Source organism: Paenibacillus chibensis, from assembly GCF_004001045.1.
Classification (GTDB): Bacteria; Bacillota; Bacilli; order Paenibacillales; family Paenibacillaceae; genus Paenibacillus_AQ; species Paenibacillus_AQ chibensis.
The window spans coordinates 230,905-250,343 of sequence record NZ_BIMK01000009.1 but is presented as its reverse complement, the minus strand read 5'-3'; the positions used below and the strand labels follow the sequence as shown (position 1 = coordinate 250,343).

At 51.1% G+C, this 19,439-nt stretch carries 19 protein-coding genes; 13 read left to right on the top strand and 6 right to left on the bottom strand.

Features of this window, described 5'->3' with window-relative positions:
* Nucleotides 1-102: 102 nt before the first annotated feature.
* Nucleotides 103-315 (top strand): hypothetical protein, encoded by a 213-nt coding sequence (locus tag PCH05_RS09835; RefSeq protein WP_127602202.1) that lies wholly within the window; start codon nt 103-105, stop codon nt 313-315.
* 90 nt (nt 316-405) lie between these two features.
* On the opposite strand, the gene PCH05_RS09830 is transcribed toward PCH05_RS09835, so the two are convergent.
* Nucleotides 406-1,278 (bottom strand): LysR family transcriptional regulator, encoded by an 873-nt coding sequence (locus PCH05_RS09830; protein WP_127602201.1) that lies wholly within the window; start codon nt 1,276-1,278, stop codon nt 406-408.
* A gap of 112 nt (nt 1,279-1,390) precedes the next feature.
* Between PCH05_RS09830 and dapA the strand changes: the two genes are divergently transcribed.
* Nucleotides 1,391-2,269, top strand: a complete 879-nt coding sequence (gene dapA / locus PCH05_RS09825; protein ID WP_127602200.1) for a 4-hydroxy-tetrahydrodipicolinate synthase — start codon at nt 1,391-1,393, stop codon at nt 2,267-2,269.
* A 90-nt stretch (nt 2,270-2,359) separates the two neighbouring features.
* On the opposite strand, the gene PCH05_RS09820 is transcribed toward dapA, so the two are convergent.
* Nucleotides 2,360-2,995, bottom strand: a complete 636-nt coding sequence (locus PCH05_RS09820; RefSeq protein WP_127602199.1) for a DUF2306 domain-containing protein — start codon at nt 2,993-2,995, stop codon at nt 2,360-2,362.
* A 199-nt stretch (nt 2,996-3,194) separates the two neighbouring features.
* Between PCH05_RS09820 and PCH05_RS09815 the strand changes: the two genes are divergently transcribed.
* The 3 genes from PCH05_RS09815 (at nt 3,195) to PCH05_RS09805 (ending at nt 6,640) form a co-directional block, all read left to right on the top strand.
* Nucleotides 3,195-4,415, top strand: coding sequence for a phosphoenolpyruvate hydrolase family protein (locus PCH05_RS09815; RefSeq protein WP_127602198.1), 1,221 nt, complete (start codon nt 3,195-3,197; stop codon nt 4,413-4,415).
* A 142-nt stretch (nt 4,416-4,557) separates the two neighbouring features.
* A complete protein-coding gene (locus PCH05_RS09810) occupies nt 4,558-5,790 on the top strand; it encodes a Tm-1-like ATP-binding domain-containing protein (protein WP_127602197.1) in 1,233 nt (410 codons plus the stop codon).
* 25 nt (nt 5,791-5,815) lie between these two features.
* Nucleotides 5,816-6,640, top strand: coding sequence for a phosphoenolpyruvate hydrolase family protein (locus PCH05_RS09805; RefSeq protein ID WP_127602196.1), 825 nt, complete (start codon nt 5,816-5,818; stop codon nt 6,638-6,640).
* A gap of 119 nt (nt 6,641-6,759) precedes the next feature.
* On the opposite strand, the gene PCH05_RS09800 is transcribed toward PCH05_RS09805, so the two are convergent.
* The 3 genes from PCH05_RS09800 to PCH05_RS09790 are packed head-to-tail and all read right to left on the bottom strand — an operon-like array spanning nt 6,760 to nt 8,224.
* Nucleotides 6,760-7,266, bottom strand: coding sequence for a GNAT family N-acetyltransferase (locus tag PCH05_RS09800; RefSeq protein ID WP_246049439.1), 507 nt, complete (start codon nt 7,264-7,266; stop codon nt 6,760-6,762).
* 55 nt (nt 7,267-7,321) lie between these two features.
* Entirely contained in the window at nt 7,322-7,879 is a 558-nt protein-coding gene (locus PCH05_RS09795; protein WP_127602194.1) for a DUF2812 domain-containing protein, read from the bottom strand.
* Between the two features lie 6 nt (nt 7,880-7,885).
* The gene (locus PCH05_RS09790) at nt 7,886-8,224 is read right to left on the bottom strand and encodes a PadR family transcriptional regulator (protein ID WP_307719522.1); all 339 of its coding nucleotides are present in this window, start codon (nt 8,222-8,224) and stop codon (nt 7,886-7,888) included.
* Between the two features lie 418 nt (nt 8,225-8,642).
* Between PCH05_RS09790 and PCH05_RS09785 the strand changes: the two genes are divergently transcribed.
* The 4 genes from PCH05_RS09785 (at nt 8,643) to PCH05_RS09770 (ending at nt 12,209) form a co-directional block, all read left to right on the top strand.
* The gene (locus tag PCH05_RS09785; protein WP_127602193.1) at nt 8,643-9,704 is read left to right on the top strand and encodes a suppressor of fused domain protein; all 1,062 of its coding nucleotides are present in this window, start codon (nt 8,643-8,645) and stop codon (nt 9,702-9,704) included.
* A gap of 60 nt (nt 9,705-9,764) precedes the next feature.
* Complete coding sequence (locus PCH05_RS09780; protein WP_127602192.1) at nt 9,765-10,286, top strand: TlpA family protein disulfide reductase; 522 nt, start codon at nt 9,765-9,767, stop codon at nt 10,284-10,286.
* 233 nt (nt 10,287-10,519) lie between these two features.
* Nucleotides 10,520-11,419, top strand: coding sequence for a 3-hydroxyacyl-CoA dehydrogenase (locus PCH05_RS09775; RefSeq protein ID WP_127602191.1), 900 nt, complete (start codon nt 10,520-10,522; stop codon nt 11,417-11,419).
* A 175-nt stretch (nt 11,420-11,594) separates the two neighbouring features.
* Entirely contained in the window at nt 11,595-12,209 is a 615-nt protein-coding gene (locus PCH05_RS09770; protein ID WP_246049438.1) for a TetR/AcrR family transcriptional regulator, read from the top strand.
* A 146-nt stretch (nt 12,210-12,355) separates the two neighbouring features.
* Here PCH05_RS09770 and PCH05_RS09765 read toward each other — a convergent pair whose 3' ends face one another.
* The gene (locus PCH05_RS09765; protein ID WP_127602189.1) at nt 12,356-13,087 is read right to left on the bottom strand and encodes an MORN repeat-containing protein; all 732 of its coding nucleotides are present in this window, start codon (nt 13,085-13,087) and stop codon (nt 12,356-12,358) included.
* A 302-nt stretch (nt 13,088-13,389) separates the two neighbouring features.
* Here PCH05_RS09765 and PCH05_RS09760 point away from each other — a divergent pair, with 302 nt between their 5' ends.
* From PCH05_RS09760 to PCH05_RS09745, 4 genes are all read left to right on the top strand, one after another.
* Nucleotides 13,390-14,151 carry an SDR family NAD(P)-dependent oxidoreductase gene (locus tag PCH05_RS09760; RefSeq protein WP_127602188.1) on the top strand — a complete coding sequence of 254 codons (762 nt, stop codon included), beginning with the start codon at nt 13,390-13,392 and terminating at the stop codon, nt 14,149-14,151.
* A 406-nt stretch (nt 14,152-14,557) separates the two neighbouring features.
* Complete coding sequence (locus tag PCH05_RS09755) at nt 14,558-15,745, top strand: glycoside hydrolase family 88 protein (RefSeq protein ID WP_127602187.1); 1,188 nt, start codon at nt 14,558-14,560, stop codon at nt 15,743-15,745.
* Nucleotides 15,746-15,753: 8 nt separating this feature from the next.
* Nucleotides 15,754-17,520, top strand: a complete 1,767-nt coding sequence (locus PCH05_RS09750) for an alpha-L-fucosidase (RefSeq protein ID WP_246049437.1) — start codon at nt 15,754-15,756, stop codon at nt 17,518-17,520.
* A gap of 246 nt (nt 17,521-17,766) precedes the next feature.
* Nucleotides 17,767-19,389 (top strand): ABC transporter substrate-binding protein, encoded by a 1,623-nt coding sequence (locus PCH05_RS09745; RefSeq protein WP_127602220.1) that lies wholly within the window; start codon nt 17,767-17,769, stop codon nt 19,387-19,389.
* Nucleotides 19,390-19,439 lie beyond the last annotated feature (50 nt).

Below are 19,439 nucleotides of genomic sequence, written 5' to 3'. Positions count from 1 at the left end.
CTTATATGATATACAATCAGAAAGAGGGGCACCCCTATGTGGACTCCAACCATGAATTATTTATACCGATGAAATCGATGAAAAAGGAGAACAATATATTTTATGGCTACCATCCGAGAGCTTTTAACTGAAGCGGATTTTCAGGAGGCGGAAGATCGGAAGCTTCCGATCCGCGTTTTTCGTGACGATCATCTGATTGATGCGTTGACTTATATCGTCCGGTTTACGGATACCATGATTATTACCCAGTCGGATGTCAGTGATATGACGTACCATTCACGCCGGGAATGCCAATTTTATGAGCTGAAAAAATAGCGATTTGGCAGGATGACGCCTAATCGCCGTATATGAGGAAAGTAAGGAGTGTCCCTTGAGACACTCTTTTTTCTGCAGAAATCAGAGTGTTCAGTGACCGATCAGCTCTATGAATGCCCGCAGCGCATGGGATATCCATTTTTTCGGATGCAAGACCATTTGAAGCTTCAGGCTGAAATCCGGCGGAGAAAATGGAAGCATGACGAGCTCACCCCTGTTGATCTCATCAGCGGCAGCCATTCTCGGCAGGACGGATATGCCTGAACCGCCGGAGAGGATACACCGTTTGATCGCCTCCGGATTACCCAGCTCCAGCTCAATGCGAAAGGGGATTTGATGAGACATCAACATTTTCTCCATCATGATCCGGTAATTGCAGCTGTCTTCCGGCATGATCCATGCCGCATGCTCCAGATCAGCGAGCTGTACATTTGCTAAAGAGGTGAGAGGATGCCCGGGCTTGGCAAGTAAAGCCAGAGGCTCTTCTTTTATCGTCCGCCAGTTCAGGTACGGATCGGAAGGATCATTGTCAAAAATGACGCCGATATCCAATTCCCCTTCCCTGACCTTCTGAACGATATGACCTTCGCGCTCTGTCTGCAGCCGGATATGCAAACCGGGATAGTGCTGGCGCATCATTTCGATATAGGAGGGGAGGAAATAGGAAGCAAGCGAATCCATCGTTCCTATGGAAAGGGTGCCGCCTCCTTGAATGCTTAGCTTTTCTTTGGACTGTTGATACAGATCCAGCATGGGGATCACGATTTTTAAAAGCTCTTCACCCGCCGAAGTAAGCCTAACACCTTTGCCGTAACGTTCAAACAGCTGTGCATCGTAGGCTTTCTCCAGTTTCTGGATCTGCGTCGTGACGCTGGACTGCGCGTAGCCCAGCTCCTCTGCTGCACGGGTGAAGCTCTGCCTATGGGCAACTTCGCGGAAGGTGTGAAAATAAGTTAAATCCATCGTCCTCACCCCATCAATAATATTGATAATGACCATCAATCATTATAGATAACACCGATTACAGTTCTCATGATACATTGAAATCAATCAAACAAACAGGAGGTTTTTTTCAATGATGGATCGAAATGGATTACATGGTATTTTCGTTCCCGTAGTAACGCCTTTTGGATCGGATGGTGAACTGGATCAATCATCCTATGCAAATTACGTGACGAACTTATTGTCGCATCCTATTCACGGCTTGGTCATTAACGGAACGACAGGGGAGTCACCGACGGTTCGCTGGGAGGAGGTGGAGGTACTGATCCGAATCACCCGGGATCTATTAGACGGGCTTCATCGGAAAATGCCTGTAATCGTCGGCACGGGTACAAATGATACAGCATCCACAGTCGATCGGACCAAAAAAGCCGCGCAAGCGGGTGCGGATGCCGTGCTGGTCGTCATACCCTATTACAGCAAGCCTTCACAGGAGGGAATCTTCAAACATTTTCAACAGGTTGCGCAAGTGGGAATACCGGTCGTCGTTTATGAAATTCCTGCCCGAACGGGAGTCCGATTGAACATCGACACGGCAAAAAGGATCATGGAGTTGGATAACGTCATCGGAATAAAAGATAGCTCGGACCAATTGGAGCTTGTTTCTGCGCTGTCGCATGTCGGGGTACCGGTTTTATGCGGCGATGACCTTCACCTCCACGACAAGCTGAGTCTCGGGGCTTCAGGAGGGATACTCGCCTCAGCGAATATGAACACGGAGCGGTTTATTGAGATGTATGCATGGGCGAGGCAGGGGGATCTTATCAAAGCAAAGGAAGCCTTCGATTCACTCGTTCCCTGGATCCAAAAGCTTTTTCAGGAATCGAATCCTGCTCCATTAAAATGGCTGTTGAAGAGACAGGGATTCATCTCCTCGGACCATCTTCGTCTTCCGATGTCACCGATCTCTGTGGAGCTTGAGGATGAGCTGGAGCAGCTGCAGTCCCTTTGATCTAGTCATACAATGGAAAGCTTGGATTATTGATAAACGGGATAAAGCCGCAGAAATGCGGCTTTTTAACAATGGGGAATCGCAGTTTCTTTAGAGGTCAGTCATACTCCGCTGGGTTCGGATGACGACTTCCGCCGTGATAAAGAGCAGCGGAATGGCGGCATATACGCCGATCGAATAGCTAACCGGATAGGACCATCCCGTGATGGATCGGATCGCAAACGTCAGCAGATGCACGGTCATATTCGTAAAGCAGTAAGCATAGCTCCGGATCATCCATTTGCGGTGGCTTTCCAAGCGGTGCTTGCGAATCTGAATGATGGCGATCAGGGTAAACGCAGGCCACAGCATGGTCAGGATGTTGAATGCGATACTGACGGCTCTTCCCCCCGTTGCATACGGGGCCATGTAGCCAGACGTCAATCCGACCATCATGACGGTTGCGACATACAGATAGCCGTTCCATCGATGAAACCTCGGATGATGTTGTCTTGTTCTTTTTGAAAAATTAATGGCTCCCGAAATCATGCCTACCGCGGCAAACGCGACATGAACTCTTAACGCGATCAGCCAGAACGGCACGTTCAGGGGATGGTTCAGGCGGGTCTTGAACCCGAGAAAAACATCTGCCTGCGGATCCTGCATCAACTGCATGAATGCAATATAGACCAAAAATATGATTACAATAGCGACCAGCAGGCCGTAAGACAGTTTGCTTTTTGACATGGCTCCATGCTCCACTTTCTCCGAAGTCCTGTAATGATTCACATTGTGTATTTTAACATGATTTGCAGGACAAGGTTGTGAGAGAGTCGTGACCAAAAAGGAAATGCAAGCCATTAGGTGAGCGGATCATAATCCCTTATAATATAATGTAGAGCATCTCATGATAATCTAGAGCGTTTGATCAGAAGTGAAGGGGATTATGCAATTGGTTACTCAAAGAGAACGGACTTTATCAAGGCTGCATGCATTGATACATGAGGGTGAACACTTGATTGGCGCAGCCGTTGGAGCGGGTATTTCGGCCAAGTATGCCGTAAAGGGAGGCGCGGACCTGATACTCGCGCTCAACTCGGGGCGTTTTCGGCAGATGGGGCTGGGTTCCATAGCCGGATTGATGCCCTTTGCGAATTGCAATGATATGGTCATGGAATTCGGAGCGCGCGAAATTTTATCTGTGGTCGGCGACGCGCCCGTCATTTTCGGATTTTGCGGAACGGATCCGACGATTGAGTTATCCTCCTATTTAGATAAGATCCATCGTAGCGGCTTCTCGGGCATGATTAATTATCCCACGCTTGGACTCATTGACGGCCAATTTCGCGAAGCGCTGGAGGAAGACGGGATATCCTATCTGCAGGAGGTCGAGGCTGTCCGCATTGCGCATGAGAAGGACATGTTTACGATCGCCTTCGTCTTTAACGCAGAGCAGGCGGGACTGATGATCGAGGCTGGGGCCGACTGCATTTGCGCTCATTTAGGGGTGACCGCCGGCGGACGGATGGGAACGAAAAAGGTGTGGTCCCTGGAAAAGGGGGCGGAAATCGCCAGGCAAATTTTTGCCGCATGCGATGCATCCGGACAAGCCCCTATTAAACTCGTCTACGGCGGACCGGTTCATACCCCGATCGATGTGCAGTATATGTATGACAATACATCGGCGATGGGCTACGTGGGAGGCTCCAGCTTTGAACGGATTCCGACGGAAGAAGCGATCGTGGAGACGACGCACCGCTTCAAAATCACGGGACATCTGGAGCAGGACCGTCAGCTGATGGACATGCTGAGCCGTACGGAAGAGCCTTATGATTACGTCGCATACGTGAAAGAGTATATTGCCGGGCAATATATGCATAACATTTCGTTAACCGAGCTGGCTGACCGGATTCATGTGTCGCGGACGCATCTCAGCGCCTTATTCAATAAGGAAGTGGGCTGTACCTTTCCAGAGTATCTTGCCAAATTCCGCATTCACAAAGCGCAGGACGTGATGAAGCATACCCAGCTCTCGTTAACCCGGATCGCGGAGCTTGTGGGCTATCCCGATTATGTCCATTTCAGCAAAACCTTTAAAAAATACACGGGAATGACCCCGCAGAACTATCGTAAAGAAGCGACAAATTCGCCTGAAATCCATTCATAAGACAAATATACATAAAGATCATACAAGAATACGATTACTTTAAGATGAAAGCGCTGTATTATGAGGATGTCAAGGTTCACGGCGCTGTTCCGAACGGCTGAGCCGCGGTTCCTGATCGCAGTTATTCGAAGGAGGTTATACGGTGAAAACGATAGCCATTGCGGGAACATTCGATTCTAAAGGCGCGGAATTCTTATATGTAAAATCGGTCATTGAAAGCTTGGGTTCGCACACGTTCACGATACACAGCGGCGTATTCGAGCCTGCGTTTACCCCGGACGTGTCCAATACGGAAGTGGCAGGTGCCGCCGGCTTTGATATCCATGATATTGCCGCCAAGAAGGACCGTGCGGAAGGCACGGAGGCTTTGGCCAGAGGCATGGAGAAGCTCATACCGAAGCTGTATGCGGAAGGCAAGTTCGACGGTATCCTGTCCTTTGGCGGAACGGGGGGAACATCGATTGTGACCGCCGGCATGCGAGCACTTCCGATTGGTGTTCCCAAGCTGATGGTGTCCACGGTTGCATCCGGTAACACCGAGCCTTATGTGGGCACGAGCGACATTATCATGTTCCCCTCCATCGTGGACGTGGCGGGACTGAATTCGTTCTCGACGAAAATATTCACCAATGCCGCTCATGCCATGGCCGGTATGGTGCAGTTCGAATCCGAGCCTCCGCGCGATAAAAAGCCGCTGATTGCCGCGACGATGTTCGGCGTCACTACGCCATGCGTCACCTACGCCAGGGAGTATCTGGAGGAGCAGGGATACGAGGTTCTCGTTTTCCATGCCACCGGCACGGGCGGCAAAACGATGGAGAGCTTGGTCGAAGGCGGATTCATTGACGGAGTGCTCGATCTGACGACAACCGAATGGTGCGATGAGTTGGTTGGCGGTGTCCTCGCCGCCGGTCCTCACCGCCTTGAAGCGGCAGGACGCTGCAAAGTGCCTCAGGTCGTATCGACAGGAGCACTGGACATGGTTAACTTCGGCCCCTATGATTCCGTTCCGGAAGCGTTTAAAGGACGGAATCTGTACAAGCATAATCCGTCGGTCACGCTGATGCGGACCACCGTAGAGGAGAACCGCAAATTAGGCGAGATCATTGCCGGGAAACTGAATCAAGCGCAGGGTCAGACCGTATTAATGCTTCCGCTGAAGGGCGTATCTATGCTGGATGTAACCGGAGAACCCTTCGAGGGAGCCGAAGAAGATTCCGCACTGTTCGAGACGCTTCGTCAGCAGATCAACCCGGACGTCGTTCAATTGATCGAAATGGATACGGACATCAATGATCAGGCTTTTGCCCTCGCGGCTGCCAAGCGGCTTATCGAGCTGATCAAACAAAAAGAGAGCCAGGCGAGCGCAAACTAATCCATATGGATGGAGGAAACATACGATGAAAACAAGACAAGAAATTTTGACGGAATTAAAAGCGGAGGTTGCAGCAGGAAACGTGCTGTTGGGAGCGGGAGCAGGCACCGGGATTTCCGCGAAGAGCGCGGAAGCAGGCGGCGTTGATTTGATCATCATCTACAATTCGGGCCGTTACCGGATGGCTGGCCGCGGTTCCCTTGCAGGCTTGATGGCCTACGGAGACGCTAATCAGATCGTGGTGGACATGGGGAACGAGGTTCTTCCCGTCGTCAAAGATACGCCTGTGCTAGCAGGGGTATGCGGTACCGATCCATTCCGCATCATGGATATTTTCCTGAAGCAGCTCAAAGAGCAGGGATTTGCCGGTGTCCAGAACTTCCCGACCGTGGGACTGATCGACGGCGTATTCCGTGCGAACCTGGAAGAAACAGGCATGGGATACGACCTGGAGGTCGACATGATCCGCAAGGCGCATGAACTCGATCTGCTGACGACGCCATACGTGTTCGACGTGGATCAGGCGAAAAAGATGGCGGAAGCCGGGGCGGACATCCTCGTGGCCCACATGGGGCTCACGACCAAAGGAACCATCGGCGCCAAAACCGCGCTGACGCTGGATGATTGCGTGGATAAAATCCAGGCGATCTGCGACGCGGGCAAAGCCGTGAATCCGGACATCATGATTCTCTGCCACGGCGGACCGATTGCCGAGCCGGGAGACGCGGAATACGTACTGTCTAAAACCAAAGGCGTGGAAGGATTTTTCGGAGCGTCCAGCATTGAACGCTTTGCGACCGAGGTCGGCATCAAGCAGCAAACCGAAGCATTCAAAAACATATTGAAATAACGGAGCATGGACACAATAGAGACGATAGAGACGATATAGACGAAAGAGTCCCTGTAAACAGCAGCAGCGGCTGACGATCGACATGGTATGTCTTCGTTCAGCCGCTGTTTTGGCATGTTTCAAAGTTCCAGGCGCCAATCGTTGCAGCGCATAAAAGAACCTTTAGGGTATTCGAAATCACATTCGGATATTAACGTGAAGCCAAGCTTTCGGCAAATGCCGTTCGAAGCGGGATGATCGACTGATGGAAAAGCGTGAACAAAGCGGTGCTTGTGCTGCTTTCTTGCCTCTTCGATGGCGGCTGCTGCTGCAGCCGAAGCGATACCTTTATTCTGGTAAGCAGGGAGTACGCCCCAGCCGATTTCGTAGATCGAATCTCCGTTCCAGGTGCTGTCCCAGTAACCGACGTTACCGACCGGTTCGGGGATGCCTTCAAAATGGATGCCATACATGCAGCCCTTGTTGTCCTCCGTTAAGCGCAGGTATCTGCGGTGGCGTTCTTCCACCTGTTCATCGTTCTCCGGTCCGCCGAGATGCTCCAGCATTTCCGGCGCGTTCAAGCGAAACAGCAATTCGAGATACGGATCTGTCCATGGCTGGATATGAATTTGAGTTTTCCTTTTCAAATGATCCACGCTTAGCTCCTTTTTAATTCGAAAATATAATACATCAATGAAGGCCTCAGAAGCGGTCCGATAATTGTTTGATTTTACTGCCTGCCCGTCGATATCCATATCCTAACAGAATGAACAGCAAAATGTACAGAATCGTGACGGGAAGCGCGATAGTCCACAGCATGCTTTGCCAACGTAAGAGTAGAATCGTCATCACGATGATAAAAATCATGACATTGGAACATAACACGACGGACAGGATCCGCTGCATTTTTTGGTACTGGCCGGCAAGAGATTCCTGGTCGGTGTACAGCTTGGGAGTGGGGGCAGGCTCCCAGATCTTGCGAAAGTAATGCCATATTCCATTGTAGGAGGTTACGTATTCCCAGCCCGCGTCTTGATACAGCTGGAGATAATCCTGCATGGAAGCGCCCCTCTTTAACCCTGGTTGGTAATCCAGGCAATATGAATATCTGACGGAAGGATCCTTTTTGAACCAGCTCTTTACAGTGCCGGGTTTCATTAAATGAAGCCCTTGGGCGGATAGCTGATTAATCCATTGTTCCTCCTTTTCGTAATCCCAGCTTAAATTTAAACGATAACGCTTCTCCAATTGTTCTTCCACGGATGATCACTCCATTTCGCTCGACATGATTTGGCGTCCAGCCATCAACATTTCTTCCAGACGGACCATTTCCGCCGCGGCAGCCCTTTTGCCTTCCGGGGTAATCTGATACATTTTCCGCCGCGAGTCCGTGCCTTCGGGTACGGGGAAATGGTCGATCCATCCTTTGTTCAGCAGCGTGTTAAGCGCGGTATACAGCGTGCCAGCCCCGATTTTAACTCTGCCCCCGCTCATTTGCTCGGTGTCCTGCATGATACCGTATCCATGGGAAGGTTCCCGGTATAATGCAATGAGGATATAGTAAAAGGCTTCAGTTAGAGGAAGCATGTCGTTCCATTTATTCACCTGATTTCCTCCATTCGCTTATTACGAATCACGATATATCGTATGTCGATATAATAAATAATAATATATCGATTGTCAATATATTATTGGAAATCCATTCCTGGGCCAAACGGGATGACTTACGGAAAAGTTGCGCGTGGGAATACGCAGTTGTTTATTTTCGATAGGTAAAATAGACTAGCTTTTCTAGGACGAACGGATTGATTTGAATGACGGAACTGGAAAAAAATTGATTGGGTGATTTGTACTGCTTTATACTGATCATGATTCAGGTTAGGATCCCCCCCGGCGAACGATCTGTGCCAATAAATGTGAGGGGAGTCCGATTTCCTGATTTTTTCGTTTGCGGTACATAAATGAGTAGGTAACTGTCGTTTGCCAGAGGCTGACTTAGGCGAATCGAAAGGAGAAAAGAGAGATGAGCGAGGAGAACAATACATCCGGATGGGATGCGATCGATCAGAGAATGGCTGGAATTTATGGACAGCAGGAACCCAAGCATTACGGCACGCTCCTTCCTTATTCGCTTGGCGGGCAAGATCCTTTGGACGGAATCAGCGCGTATAAGAGTGAATCCGGGGTGCCGCATTGGCACTTCGTAACCTATGGTTTTTCGGAGCTGTATGCCAAAGAGTCCGATATGGCGGAGCACAGCGGCTACGGATTCGAATTAACGTTCCGGCTAACCCGAAGTGAAGAGGAGGAAGAGCCGCCGGCATGGGCTCTGAACTTGCTTCAAAACATGGGGAGATACGTGTTCAACAGCGGCAACATCTTCAGATCGGGGGATTATTTGGATGCGAACGGGCCGATTTGCCTGGGTTCCGACACCCTTCTCACAGCGCTTGCTTTCATTCAAGATCCCGAACTTCCACCGATGGATACGCCTAATTGCCACGTGGAGTTTTTGCAGATGGTGGGCATTACCCGAGATGAAATGGAAGCGATGCAAACATGGAATACGCTCGGAGTCCTTCGTGTCGGGTTGGAGCATTTCCCGCAATATGTAACGGATGTACAGCGTGGTTCGGTGCTTCTGCATCCGGACGTTTCCGAAGCAGTGAGCAAAGGGATGGAGGAGGAAGGCTCCAGTACCGGTTTCCTGTATGTGGACCAATTGGCTTGGACACCCGGCAAAAAGAGCCTGTTTAGTAAAACCCCTTCCATTCTGAGCCTTGGGGCTAAGCAGGCCGGAATTATCGGAAAGCTGCTGAGAGGGCGTATTCTGAAGGGAAAAAGTCTGACCTTGGTAGGCCCAGAGATCAGGGCTGTGTTTGAACCGGGAACCCAAGCAGAATGCCACTTCCAGGATGATGAGGTTCGAATGACGCTTAATGAGCAGACAGCTGCGGAAGTTTGCCGGTATCTGCTTCCCAAGGAAAGCACGTTTGAACTTTCTGCGATCAGAGGTACGGCCATTCAAATCGTTCCGACCCATATTAAAGATCAAGAGGGAAATATCGTCGAAACGATCGGATAAACATACCTTGCCGAATCATTGATCTTTTACCCATGGAAGGTGCGGGATTGCTTGAAGAAAATGTCCAGTCTGATTGCTTGTATCATTGTCATCGCTGCTGTGATGGCCTGTTTGTATGTTGTCGTGACAAACGTAAACAGCCAAGAGGCCGATAAAGCATTCATATCTGCAACAGCGATTCAATTGAAAGAGCTGAATACAGAAGATAAGAAAGTGATCAACTTTGCGGAGAAACCAACGATCGTTGTGTTCTTTACCTCCTGGTGTCCTTATTGCAATGAGGATGCCCCTAAAGTGGTCTCGCTTTATGATAAATACAAAGACCGTTTAAATGTGTACGGCATCAACCTGATTAAACGGGATGATCCTGCGGAAGTCCGTAATTATGTGAATCAATACGGCATTACTTATCCGGTATTGCTGGATGAAACGCAGGAGGTATACGATTACTTTGGAGGGCAAGGCTTTCCGGCGATGTATTTCGTGAACTCCAGAGGCGAATTGATCGATGAAATCATTGGTTCCACCGATCTGGAAACGATGGAGGAATCCGTAAACTCTCTGATGGATAACTACAATTAAAAAATGAGGCTGCAATCCTGTTACAAGACCGGATCACGAAATCGTGATCCGGTCTTTGTATATCAAAGCATGTCGAAGGAAATCATTGCTATTTATTAGAATGATTTTCATTTGACAATCGATATTAAAGAATGTAGATTATGAATTAAACACTTGTTTAAAATAAACGTTCAAAACAAGTGTTTAATATGACGTTCATCTAATTACCCATATCAACGAAAGAGGGAACAGCAATGAATTTCAATAACATTACCGTTGCCGGCAGCGGAGTGCTGGGCAGCCAAATTGCTTATCAAATTGCCTTTAAAGGTTTTAACGTGACCGTATACGACATTAACGACGAGGCGCTGGAGCGTGCCAAGGATCGAATTCTTAACCTGAAGTCCCGTTACCAGGCGGATCTGGGCGCTACGGAGGCACAGGTCAATGCTGCATTTGACCGCATGAAGTTCAACAGCGATCTGTCTGCCGCTGCTGCAAACGCCGACTTGGTGATTGAAGCCATTCCGGAAGTCGTGCAGATCAAAACCGATTTTTACAAGCAGCTTGGTCAATGCGCGCCTGCAAACACCGTGTTCGCGACGAATTCCTCGACGCTATTGCCTAGCCAATTTGCTGAAGCGACCGGCCGTCCGGAGAAGTTTTTGGCGCTGCACTTTGCGAATGAAATCTGGAAGAATAATACCGCGGAAATCATGAAGCATCCGGGCACGGACATGGCTGTTTTCGAGGATGTCATTGCATTTGCCAAAGCCATTGGCATGGTTGCGCTGCCGATTCACAAAGAGCAGCCTGGGTACATCCTGAATTCCTTGCTGGTGCCTTTGCTGGATGCTGCCCAGCAGCTGCTCGTGAAGGAAGTCGCCGACGTCGAAACGATCGACAAAACCTGGATGGTTGCCACCGGCGCGCCGATGGGACCGTTCGCCATTCTGGACGTCGTAGGCATTAATACCGCCTACAATATCGGACTGGCTAAAGCGAAAGCGACAGGAGACGAAATTTTCGAAAAAATCGCGAAGATATTGAAAGAGGATTATATCGATCAAGGCAAATTGGGAGCGGCAACGGGGGAAGGCTTCTACAAGTATCCGAACCCGAGCTTTGCGCAGCCTGATTTCTTGAAAAGCTGATCATTTGCATCTAAAGTCATGAATCTAAAAAGGGGAGAGGCCTCGCAAATGAATACATTTGCGAGGCCTCTCCCTTTCGCTTTTCAAAGGCGGGCTCAGCTTATATAATGGACAGATCATCCATATCGGCTAAAGCGGCTAATCAAATATAGAAGCATGGGGTATGAACATAGTTATGGACCAAAAACGAAACAACACGGATAAAGACAAAAACAAGGAAGTCAAACACCAGATTCTGCAGGCGGCCAAAAAGCTGTTCTCCAAAAACGGTTTTAACGGTACGACGGTCAGACAGATCTGCGATGAAGCGAACGTGTCCTTGGCGCTGGTATCGTATCATTTTGGCGGTAAGGAAAACGTGTTTTACGAAATTTTCGATCCGCTTCGTCTGCCCTTCATGGATTCGGAATTCACGTTGTCGGAGCCGAAACAGGATTTGATCTTTTTTTGCAAGACATTCGTCATCTATCGTTACGAGGAGCAGGAGCTGTTTAATATATTGCAGCAGGAGCTTTTGCTCAAAAGCCCGCGGATCGACATGCTGAAGGATGTGTTCCTGCCGTCTTGGGAGCAGCTCCGGAGCATTTTGCTGGCCTGCAAGGAAAAAGGCGTTATCGATTCCCCGTCAATCGATATGGCCGTCAATTTTGTGATGGGTACGTTGATGTTCACGCTAAATAACCCGTTCCTGAATCCTTCGAACGACAATCACACCCCGGAGGAAGCGGCGGAGCTTGCGGTCGGCTATATCTTGAACGGTCTTCAGTCATCTGCTTCTGATTCACGGTAAAATGTGTAACGGCGATCTTTCGCGGAAAGATCTTGTGATTTTTCGGGGATACGCGGGTAGCCTTGCTTCGGAAAGTCATATTTTATGATAAGAAAAACAGGCTGCGCTTCATGCGCAGCCTGTTCGTGTAGAGGCAGAGAATCTGATTATTTGAGCGGTACCTGCTTGGAAAGGCGTTCGAACTCCTCGATATACGGATTCAAGTGGCTTTGAATGCTCTTCAAATATTTCAAATCGGCGTCGTTTTTCCGCTGGTCGGCTGCGGTGTCCGCCGGGAAGATGGAGGTGCTTTTGCGGATCGGGCCTTTGGTGTAATCGGCGCTGAACATCTGTCCTTTTTTAAAGCTCGCTTTCATGTCCAGATTGCTTCCCATGATGTGAAGCGTCTCCTGCGGGCTGACGTAGGTGAAGCTGAAATCAGGGTCGGCCAAAGCGTGAATCACGTCGTACCCGGTTTGCAGCAGGCCGCCTTTAAAGGTTCCAGTCTGAATTTCATTCGAGCGAACTGTACCGTCCGCTTCCGTCACCCGATGGGTCGAGGTGCCTTTGCCATCCATTTGATCCTGTTTCCAGGCTCCATTATAAACGACCTTATGCTGTTCTCCGTCTGCTGTATATTCGTTGATATATTTGCCTGTGCCTTCGCGCTTGCCATTCACAAATTCACCAGCATACTGTTTATGCTCGCCCCAATGAATCGTGCCCCGTCCATTCGGAATTCCGTTGCCGACCTCGCCATAGTAGGTTACGCCTGCGGATATCTGTACCCATTCTTTAACGGGCGCTGCTTTTACGTTGCTCGTTCCGGCTGTAAGCGTTGCGGCGGTTAAAGAAGCGGACAGCGCTATCCCAAGGGTTAATGCGGTAAGTTTTTTCATGATTGAATCACCCTCCTTAGCTTTGGTCTATCCAGCAAAACGTTGTGCCGGATTTTTCCTTCTCATCTATCCATAGACGCAATAACATTGAAAATGTTTCTGAAAAAGCAATGGCATTAGATATAATGTTATATACTGTAAATCATAGAACCATTTGCTTTATGCTGAGTTCGAAGAGGAGAAATATATCTTCGGAAGCAGTCTGTATGATGTGAGGTAAGCCAGCCTAAGTCTGATGCGTGCTTTACTAGAATGGTAGCATAGAGCGGGTTATATCAATCTTGTTCATGGAGGGATTCACAATGCAGCCTAATTTCAGCATACAGGACAACATCGCGATCGTGACGGGAGCAAGCAAGGGGATCGGCTACGGATTGGCCAAATCGTTAGCGGCAGCTGGAGCCAAGGTGGCCGTTACGGCCCGCAGCCTCGATCTGCTGGAGCATTTGGTTCATGAAATCGAAGAGAGCGGGGGCTTCGCCAAAGCTTACGAACTGGACATTCGGAATGTGGAGCAAATCCGGACGGTGTTCGGGCAGGTCGCGGAGGATTTCGGAAGACTGGATATCCTCGTTAATAACGCCGGTCTCGGGGAAGAAATGGCGGCGGAGGATGTTACGGAAGCTTACTGGGACGAGATGATCGACGTGAATCTGAAGGGAGTCTTTTTCAGCTGTCAAGCGGCCGGCCGCATCATGCTGAAGCAGGGGAGCGGGAAAATCGTCAATGTCAGCTCCCAGGTGAGCGTCGTCGGCATTCCCGGCGGCTCCGTCTATTGCGCTTCGAAAGGCGGCGTAAATCAATTGACGAAAACGCTGGCGCTGGAGTGGTCGGGACGCGGAGTGAACATCAATGCGGTCGGTCCGACCTTTATCTATACCCCGGGCACGGCCGAACGGCTGGATACTCCCGAGTTCCGGGACGGGGTGCTCGCACGTATTCCCGCCGGGCGCATCGGGACTATCTTGGATGTGGCAGGCGCAGTCATCTATTTGGCTTCTCCAGCATCCGACCTGGTGACCGGCACCTTACTGTTGGTTGATGGTGGCTGGACGGCACAGTAACTAAGAAGCATGGCTTTCACGCTGCTTTTACGCTGCTTTTACGCGCATGTATACTTGGACAGCCGGAAGCCCGTCGAACGAATCTCGCAGCGGCTATCCGACGATACGATTCCGGAAATCTAATTGAAGAGAGGCTGTGCCACGGACGATTTGGTTGCGGGCGCAGCCTTTTTGTGTTCACTGTTGCGTTTTTGACAGAATGTTCGCTTGCAAGATGCCGTAAGCAGCTAACCTATACGCGATTCGGCAGGGTGGACCAACGATTTTTAATCGCATCGACTTTTTTTAACCTGAGGCGGGATGAGTAAAAACGCAAGTGCACCGGAAAAGGATATGATTGCCTGGCTCGGCGGATCTGTCTACAATTCAAACCGAAACCAATTGATGAACTGGGAGGATTGCAGGCATGAAGCAAGTCATGGATGAAGGGATTTTGGCCTCCGGCAAGTATGAGCAAGCGCCCAGGCTGACGAAAGAGCGGTGCATGGAGGCGCTGACGTTTATTTACGGACAGATCGACCGCAATCTGGAGACCTTCAAGGATACGTTCCCGTCGGAAGCCAGTACGGGTAACGTATACCGGCAGGTCGGAAATACGGAGTGGACGCCTGCCTTTTGGACGGGGATGCTGTGGCTGGCTTATGAGACCACCGGGAATGAAAAATACCGCCTCGCGGGAGAAAAACAGATTGAAAGCTTCAGGCAGCGGGTGGAGGAACGACGGTATACCAACACCCATGATCTCGGTTTTTTATACACTCTTTCCTGCGTGTCTGCTTTTAAGCTGACAGGCAACGAAGAGGCGAAACAAATCGCGCTGGACGCTGCCGAGCTGCTGTATATCCGCTATTTGGATCAAGCCGGCATCATCCAGGCATGGGGTGATTTAAGCGATCCCAAGCAGCAGGGACGGATGATCATCGATTGCTTGATGAATTTGCCCCTGCTCTACTGGGCAAGTGAGGTATCCGGGGACACGAAATTTTATGAGGCGGCCGCCTCCCACGTCCGGATGTCGGCCCGATACCTGATCCGCGAGGACGCATCGAGTTTCCATACGTTTTATATGGATACCGAGACAGGGCAGCCGAAGTACGGCTCCACGGCCCAGGGATATGCCGACGATTCCTGCTGGTCACGTGGTCAGGCGTGGGGGATCTACGGCTTCCCGCTATCTTACCGCTATACCGGAGAAGCCGAGCTGATCGGTTTGACGACTAAAATCGCGAACTATTTTCTCAACCGTCTTCCGGCGGATTATGTCTGCTACTGGGACCTGATCTTCACGGAAGGACCGGAGGAACGGGACAGCTCCGCAGCTGCGATCGCGGTATGCGGACTACTCGAGGCAGCCAAGCACCTTCCTGTGATCGATCCGCTCAAACGTCAATATGAAAATGCCGCGCTGCTTATTTTGGAATCCCTCATCGAAAATTATATGACGACGCATACGCCGGAATCGAACGGCATTTTGCTGCATGCGGTATACAGCAAGCCGGGGAATAACGGAGTGGATGAATGCTGCATCTGGGGTGATTATTACGTGCAGGAGGCTCTCGTCAGGGTTACCAGAGACTGGAAGCCATACTGGTAGGAAAGGGCGTGGAAGCATTGAATCGAACGGAAAATACGGACAAAAACAAGCAAACCCGCCTTATGGAACGTGATCCGCGTACCGCATGGTGGACTCAAGGCAGGTTCGGCATGTTCATTCATTGGGGATTATACGCCGTTCCGGCGCAGGGGGAATGGTTCATGTACGCCAGCCGGACGCGTGTCCGGGAATATGAGAAGCTGGGGGAACAGTTCAATCCAACCGAGTTTAATGCGCAGGCGTGGGTCGCGCTGGCGAAGGAAGCGGGCATGCGGTACATCGTGATTACCGCCAAGCATCATGACGGCTTCGCTATGTACCGTTCGAAGGCGGATGCCTTTAACATCGCGGATGCGACGCCGTTCGGGCGCGACCCGCTCAAGGAGCTGGCCGAAGCATGTGAGGAGGCTGGCGTGGTCTTGTGCTTTTATTATTCGCATGTCATCGACTGGCATCATCCGCATGCGCTCCATAAAGAGCATAACAACACATGGGATTACAAGCTGGAGGAGAAGCGTTTCCCGGAATATTGGGAAGGCAAGGCGAAGCCTCAGATAAAGGAGCTGCTGACGGAGTATGGAAGGGTCGGGCTGCTCTGGTTCGATACCGCCGGAGGTCTATCCGAGGAAGACAGCAAGGACATCGTCCGACATGTGCAAAGTCTTCAACCGGACTGCCTGATCAACTCCAGGGTGTCGCATTACATGGGCATGGGCGATTTCGTTTCCAAGGGGGACAATGAGATCGGCATGAGCGGGGAGGATGCCCGGCCGTGGGAGACGCCGATGACGCTGAACCAATCCTGGGGCTATACCACCAAGGATCAGGTTTGGAAAACGGCGGACACCCTGATCCGCAAGCTGGTGAACGTGATCGGCAAGGGCGGGAACCTGCTGCTGAACGTCGGGCCGACGCCGCAGGGAACAATCCCCGAGCTCTCCGCGGAGCGCCTGCGTGAGGTTGGGGAATGGACCCGCCGAAACGCAGAGGCGGTGTACGGAACGGACGGCAGCCCTTTTCCATTTGAGCCGGAATGGGGTGCGATTACGACCAAACCGGGACGCGTCTATCTTCACATCCATAACGACACTTGGACGGTGCGCAGCCTGCGCCTTACCGGCATTCGCAATAGAGTGCTTCGAGCGTATGCATTGGCCGATGCGAGCCAAACGAACCTGAGCTGCGAGCAATTTTACGACGAGCCGCTGGATCTTCATATGTTGCAGATTCAGCTGCCGTCCCAGCCGACCGATCAGTATGTCTCGGTCATCGCGCTCGAGCTTGAAGGCGAGAACGACTTCGACCGCACGCTCACGCAGCTGCCGGACGGTGTGTTTCAGCTGGAAGTGCCTTACGCGCAGGTCCGTCTCGTCCGGGAGCCCGACGCAGCTGCCGGCACAGCCCCATTCCGAAGCGCGGAATGGAACTTCAAGCTGGTCAAACCCGGAACCTACGAGCTGCTGCTCGTGAGCTTCAAACGCCATGACCAGGATTGGGAAGGTCTCTATCCCGAGCCGATCGTACTGGAATCCGAGGGTCAAGCAATTGCTAAAGAGCCGGGTGAGGACAAGGCAGACCTGGATTCGCCGTCATGCCAGCATCCCTATACGGCCGTTGTGTCGCGTTTGGGAACGTTCACGTGGAAGGATACGGGCATCAAAACGCTGATTCTCGGTTCTTCAAGGCTCAAGGACCCATCGCCGCAATTTACCGAGATATGGCATGCCGACCCGGTGAAGCTGAGGGCGATCCGGCTCGTGCGCCTGGAGGACTGATGTTTTACAAGCGCGCCGGAAATCCAGGCGCAGCAAGGTTCTTTCGCATTTCATACCAATTTTATCTTAAAATACATCTACGCAAATTAAAATCGTCAGTCCGGAATCTTATGAAAGGTTAAGGCCGGTGAAAAAGTTCCAGTATCCTGCAGTAGGGGGCGTTCCCTATACTTGGGATACCGGTGGGAGGAAACAGCCGAAACCGAGCTCCGGAAATTCGGAAACGATCAAAAGGGAGGCGCTTACATGGTGAAAAGAGGCAAAAAAATCGGAACTGCGCTTTTGGCAGCGACGCTGGTGTTATCGCTGGCGGCATGCGGAAGCAGTTCAGGCACGGATCAATCCAAAGCGGGCACTTCCGCGGAAGGCAAGACAGAAGAAGCGCCAAAGCTTACGCATCTGAGTTATTGGGTCAGCATGCATCCAGCGGCGGCGGCTCAGATGAAAACCTATGCGGAAATGGGGATGTATAAAGAGCTCGAAAACATCACGGGCGTCAAAGTCGATTTCCAGCATCCGCCGACGGACTCCGCGCAGGCATCCGAGCAGTTTAACCTGATGATGGTTTCCGACAAGCTGCCGGACGTCATCGAAACCTCATGGATCGGGTATCCGGGCGGTCCGGAAAAGGCGATCCAGGATAGCAAGATCATTAAGCTCAATGAACTCATCGATCAATATGCGCCGAATTTGAAGAAGCTGCTGGAAGAGCATCCGGATTGGAAGAAACAGGTGACGACGGACGATGGAAGCCTGTACATGTTCCCGTTTTTCCGCGGTGGGGAAAAGGTTCGCGTGTTCTACGGTCCATCCATCCGCAAGGATTGGCTGGATAAGCTCGGTCTCCAGGTACCAACGACGATCGGCGAATGGCATGACGTGCTGACGGCTTTTAAAGAAAAGGACCCGAACGGCAACGGCAAGGCCGATGAAATTCCGCTGTACTTCACCAAGGACGATGTCGGCATCGATGCGCCGTTCCTGGGCGCTTGGGGCATCAACTACGGCTTTTACCAGATCGACAATCAAGTGAAGTTCGGTCCGATTCAGCCGGAGTACAAGGAATTTTTGACGACGATGAACCAGTGGTATAAGGAAGGCCTCCTTGATAAAGATTTCGCGGCACCGAACGACAAGCTGTTTGACGCGAAAATGACGGGCAACCAGCTCGGCGCGGCTCCGGTATATAACGGCGGCGGCATCGGCAAATACGCCAACCTGATGAAAGACAAGGACCCGAATTTCAATCTGGTTGCCGCTCCGTATCCGGTCTTGAATAAAGGCGACAAGCCGCTGTGGGGACAAAAGGATTTTGCGACGAACGGCATTGGGGCGGCGATCTCGACGAGCAACACCAATCCGATCGAAACCGTGAAATGGCTTGATTATGCGTATGGGGATAAAGGAAATTTGTTGTTCAATTACGGGAAGGAAGGCGAAGCCTACAATATGGAGAACGGCAAGCCGGTCTTCCTGCCGGACGTGCTGAACCCGCCAAGCGGCGTCAGCCTGCAGCAGTCGTTCGCCAAGCATAACCGCTCGACGTGGAGCGCGCCGTTCGTGCTGAGCGACGACTTCCAAATGCAGTATTTGGCTCTGCCGAACCAGCGGGATGCGCTTGAAGTATGGTCCCAGCCGACCGATGAGCGCAAAATGCCGCTCGTCACGCCGACCAAGGACGAAAGCTCGCAGTACGCTTCGATCATGACGGACATCAATACGTATAAGGACGAAATGTTCCTGAAATTCATCATGGGCGCCGAACCGCTCGACAACTTCGATAAATACGTGAAGAAGATCGAGGCGATGGGCATTGAAGACGCCATCAAAATTCAGCAGGCTGCCTTGGACCGCTTCAATAAACGTTAAGGCATGGATGCCGAATTCAAGGTCGGGGGATGTTCGCGCATCTCCCGGCT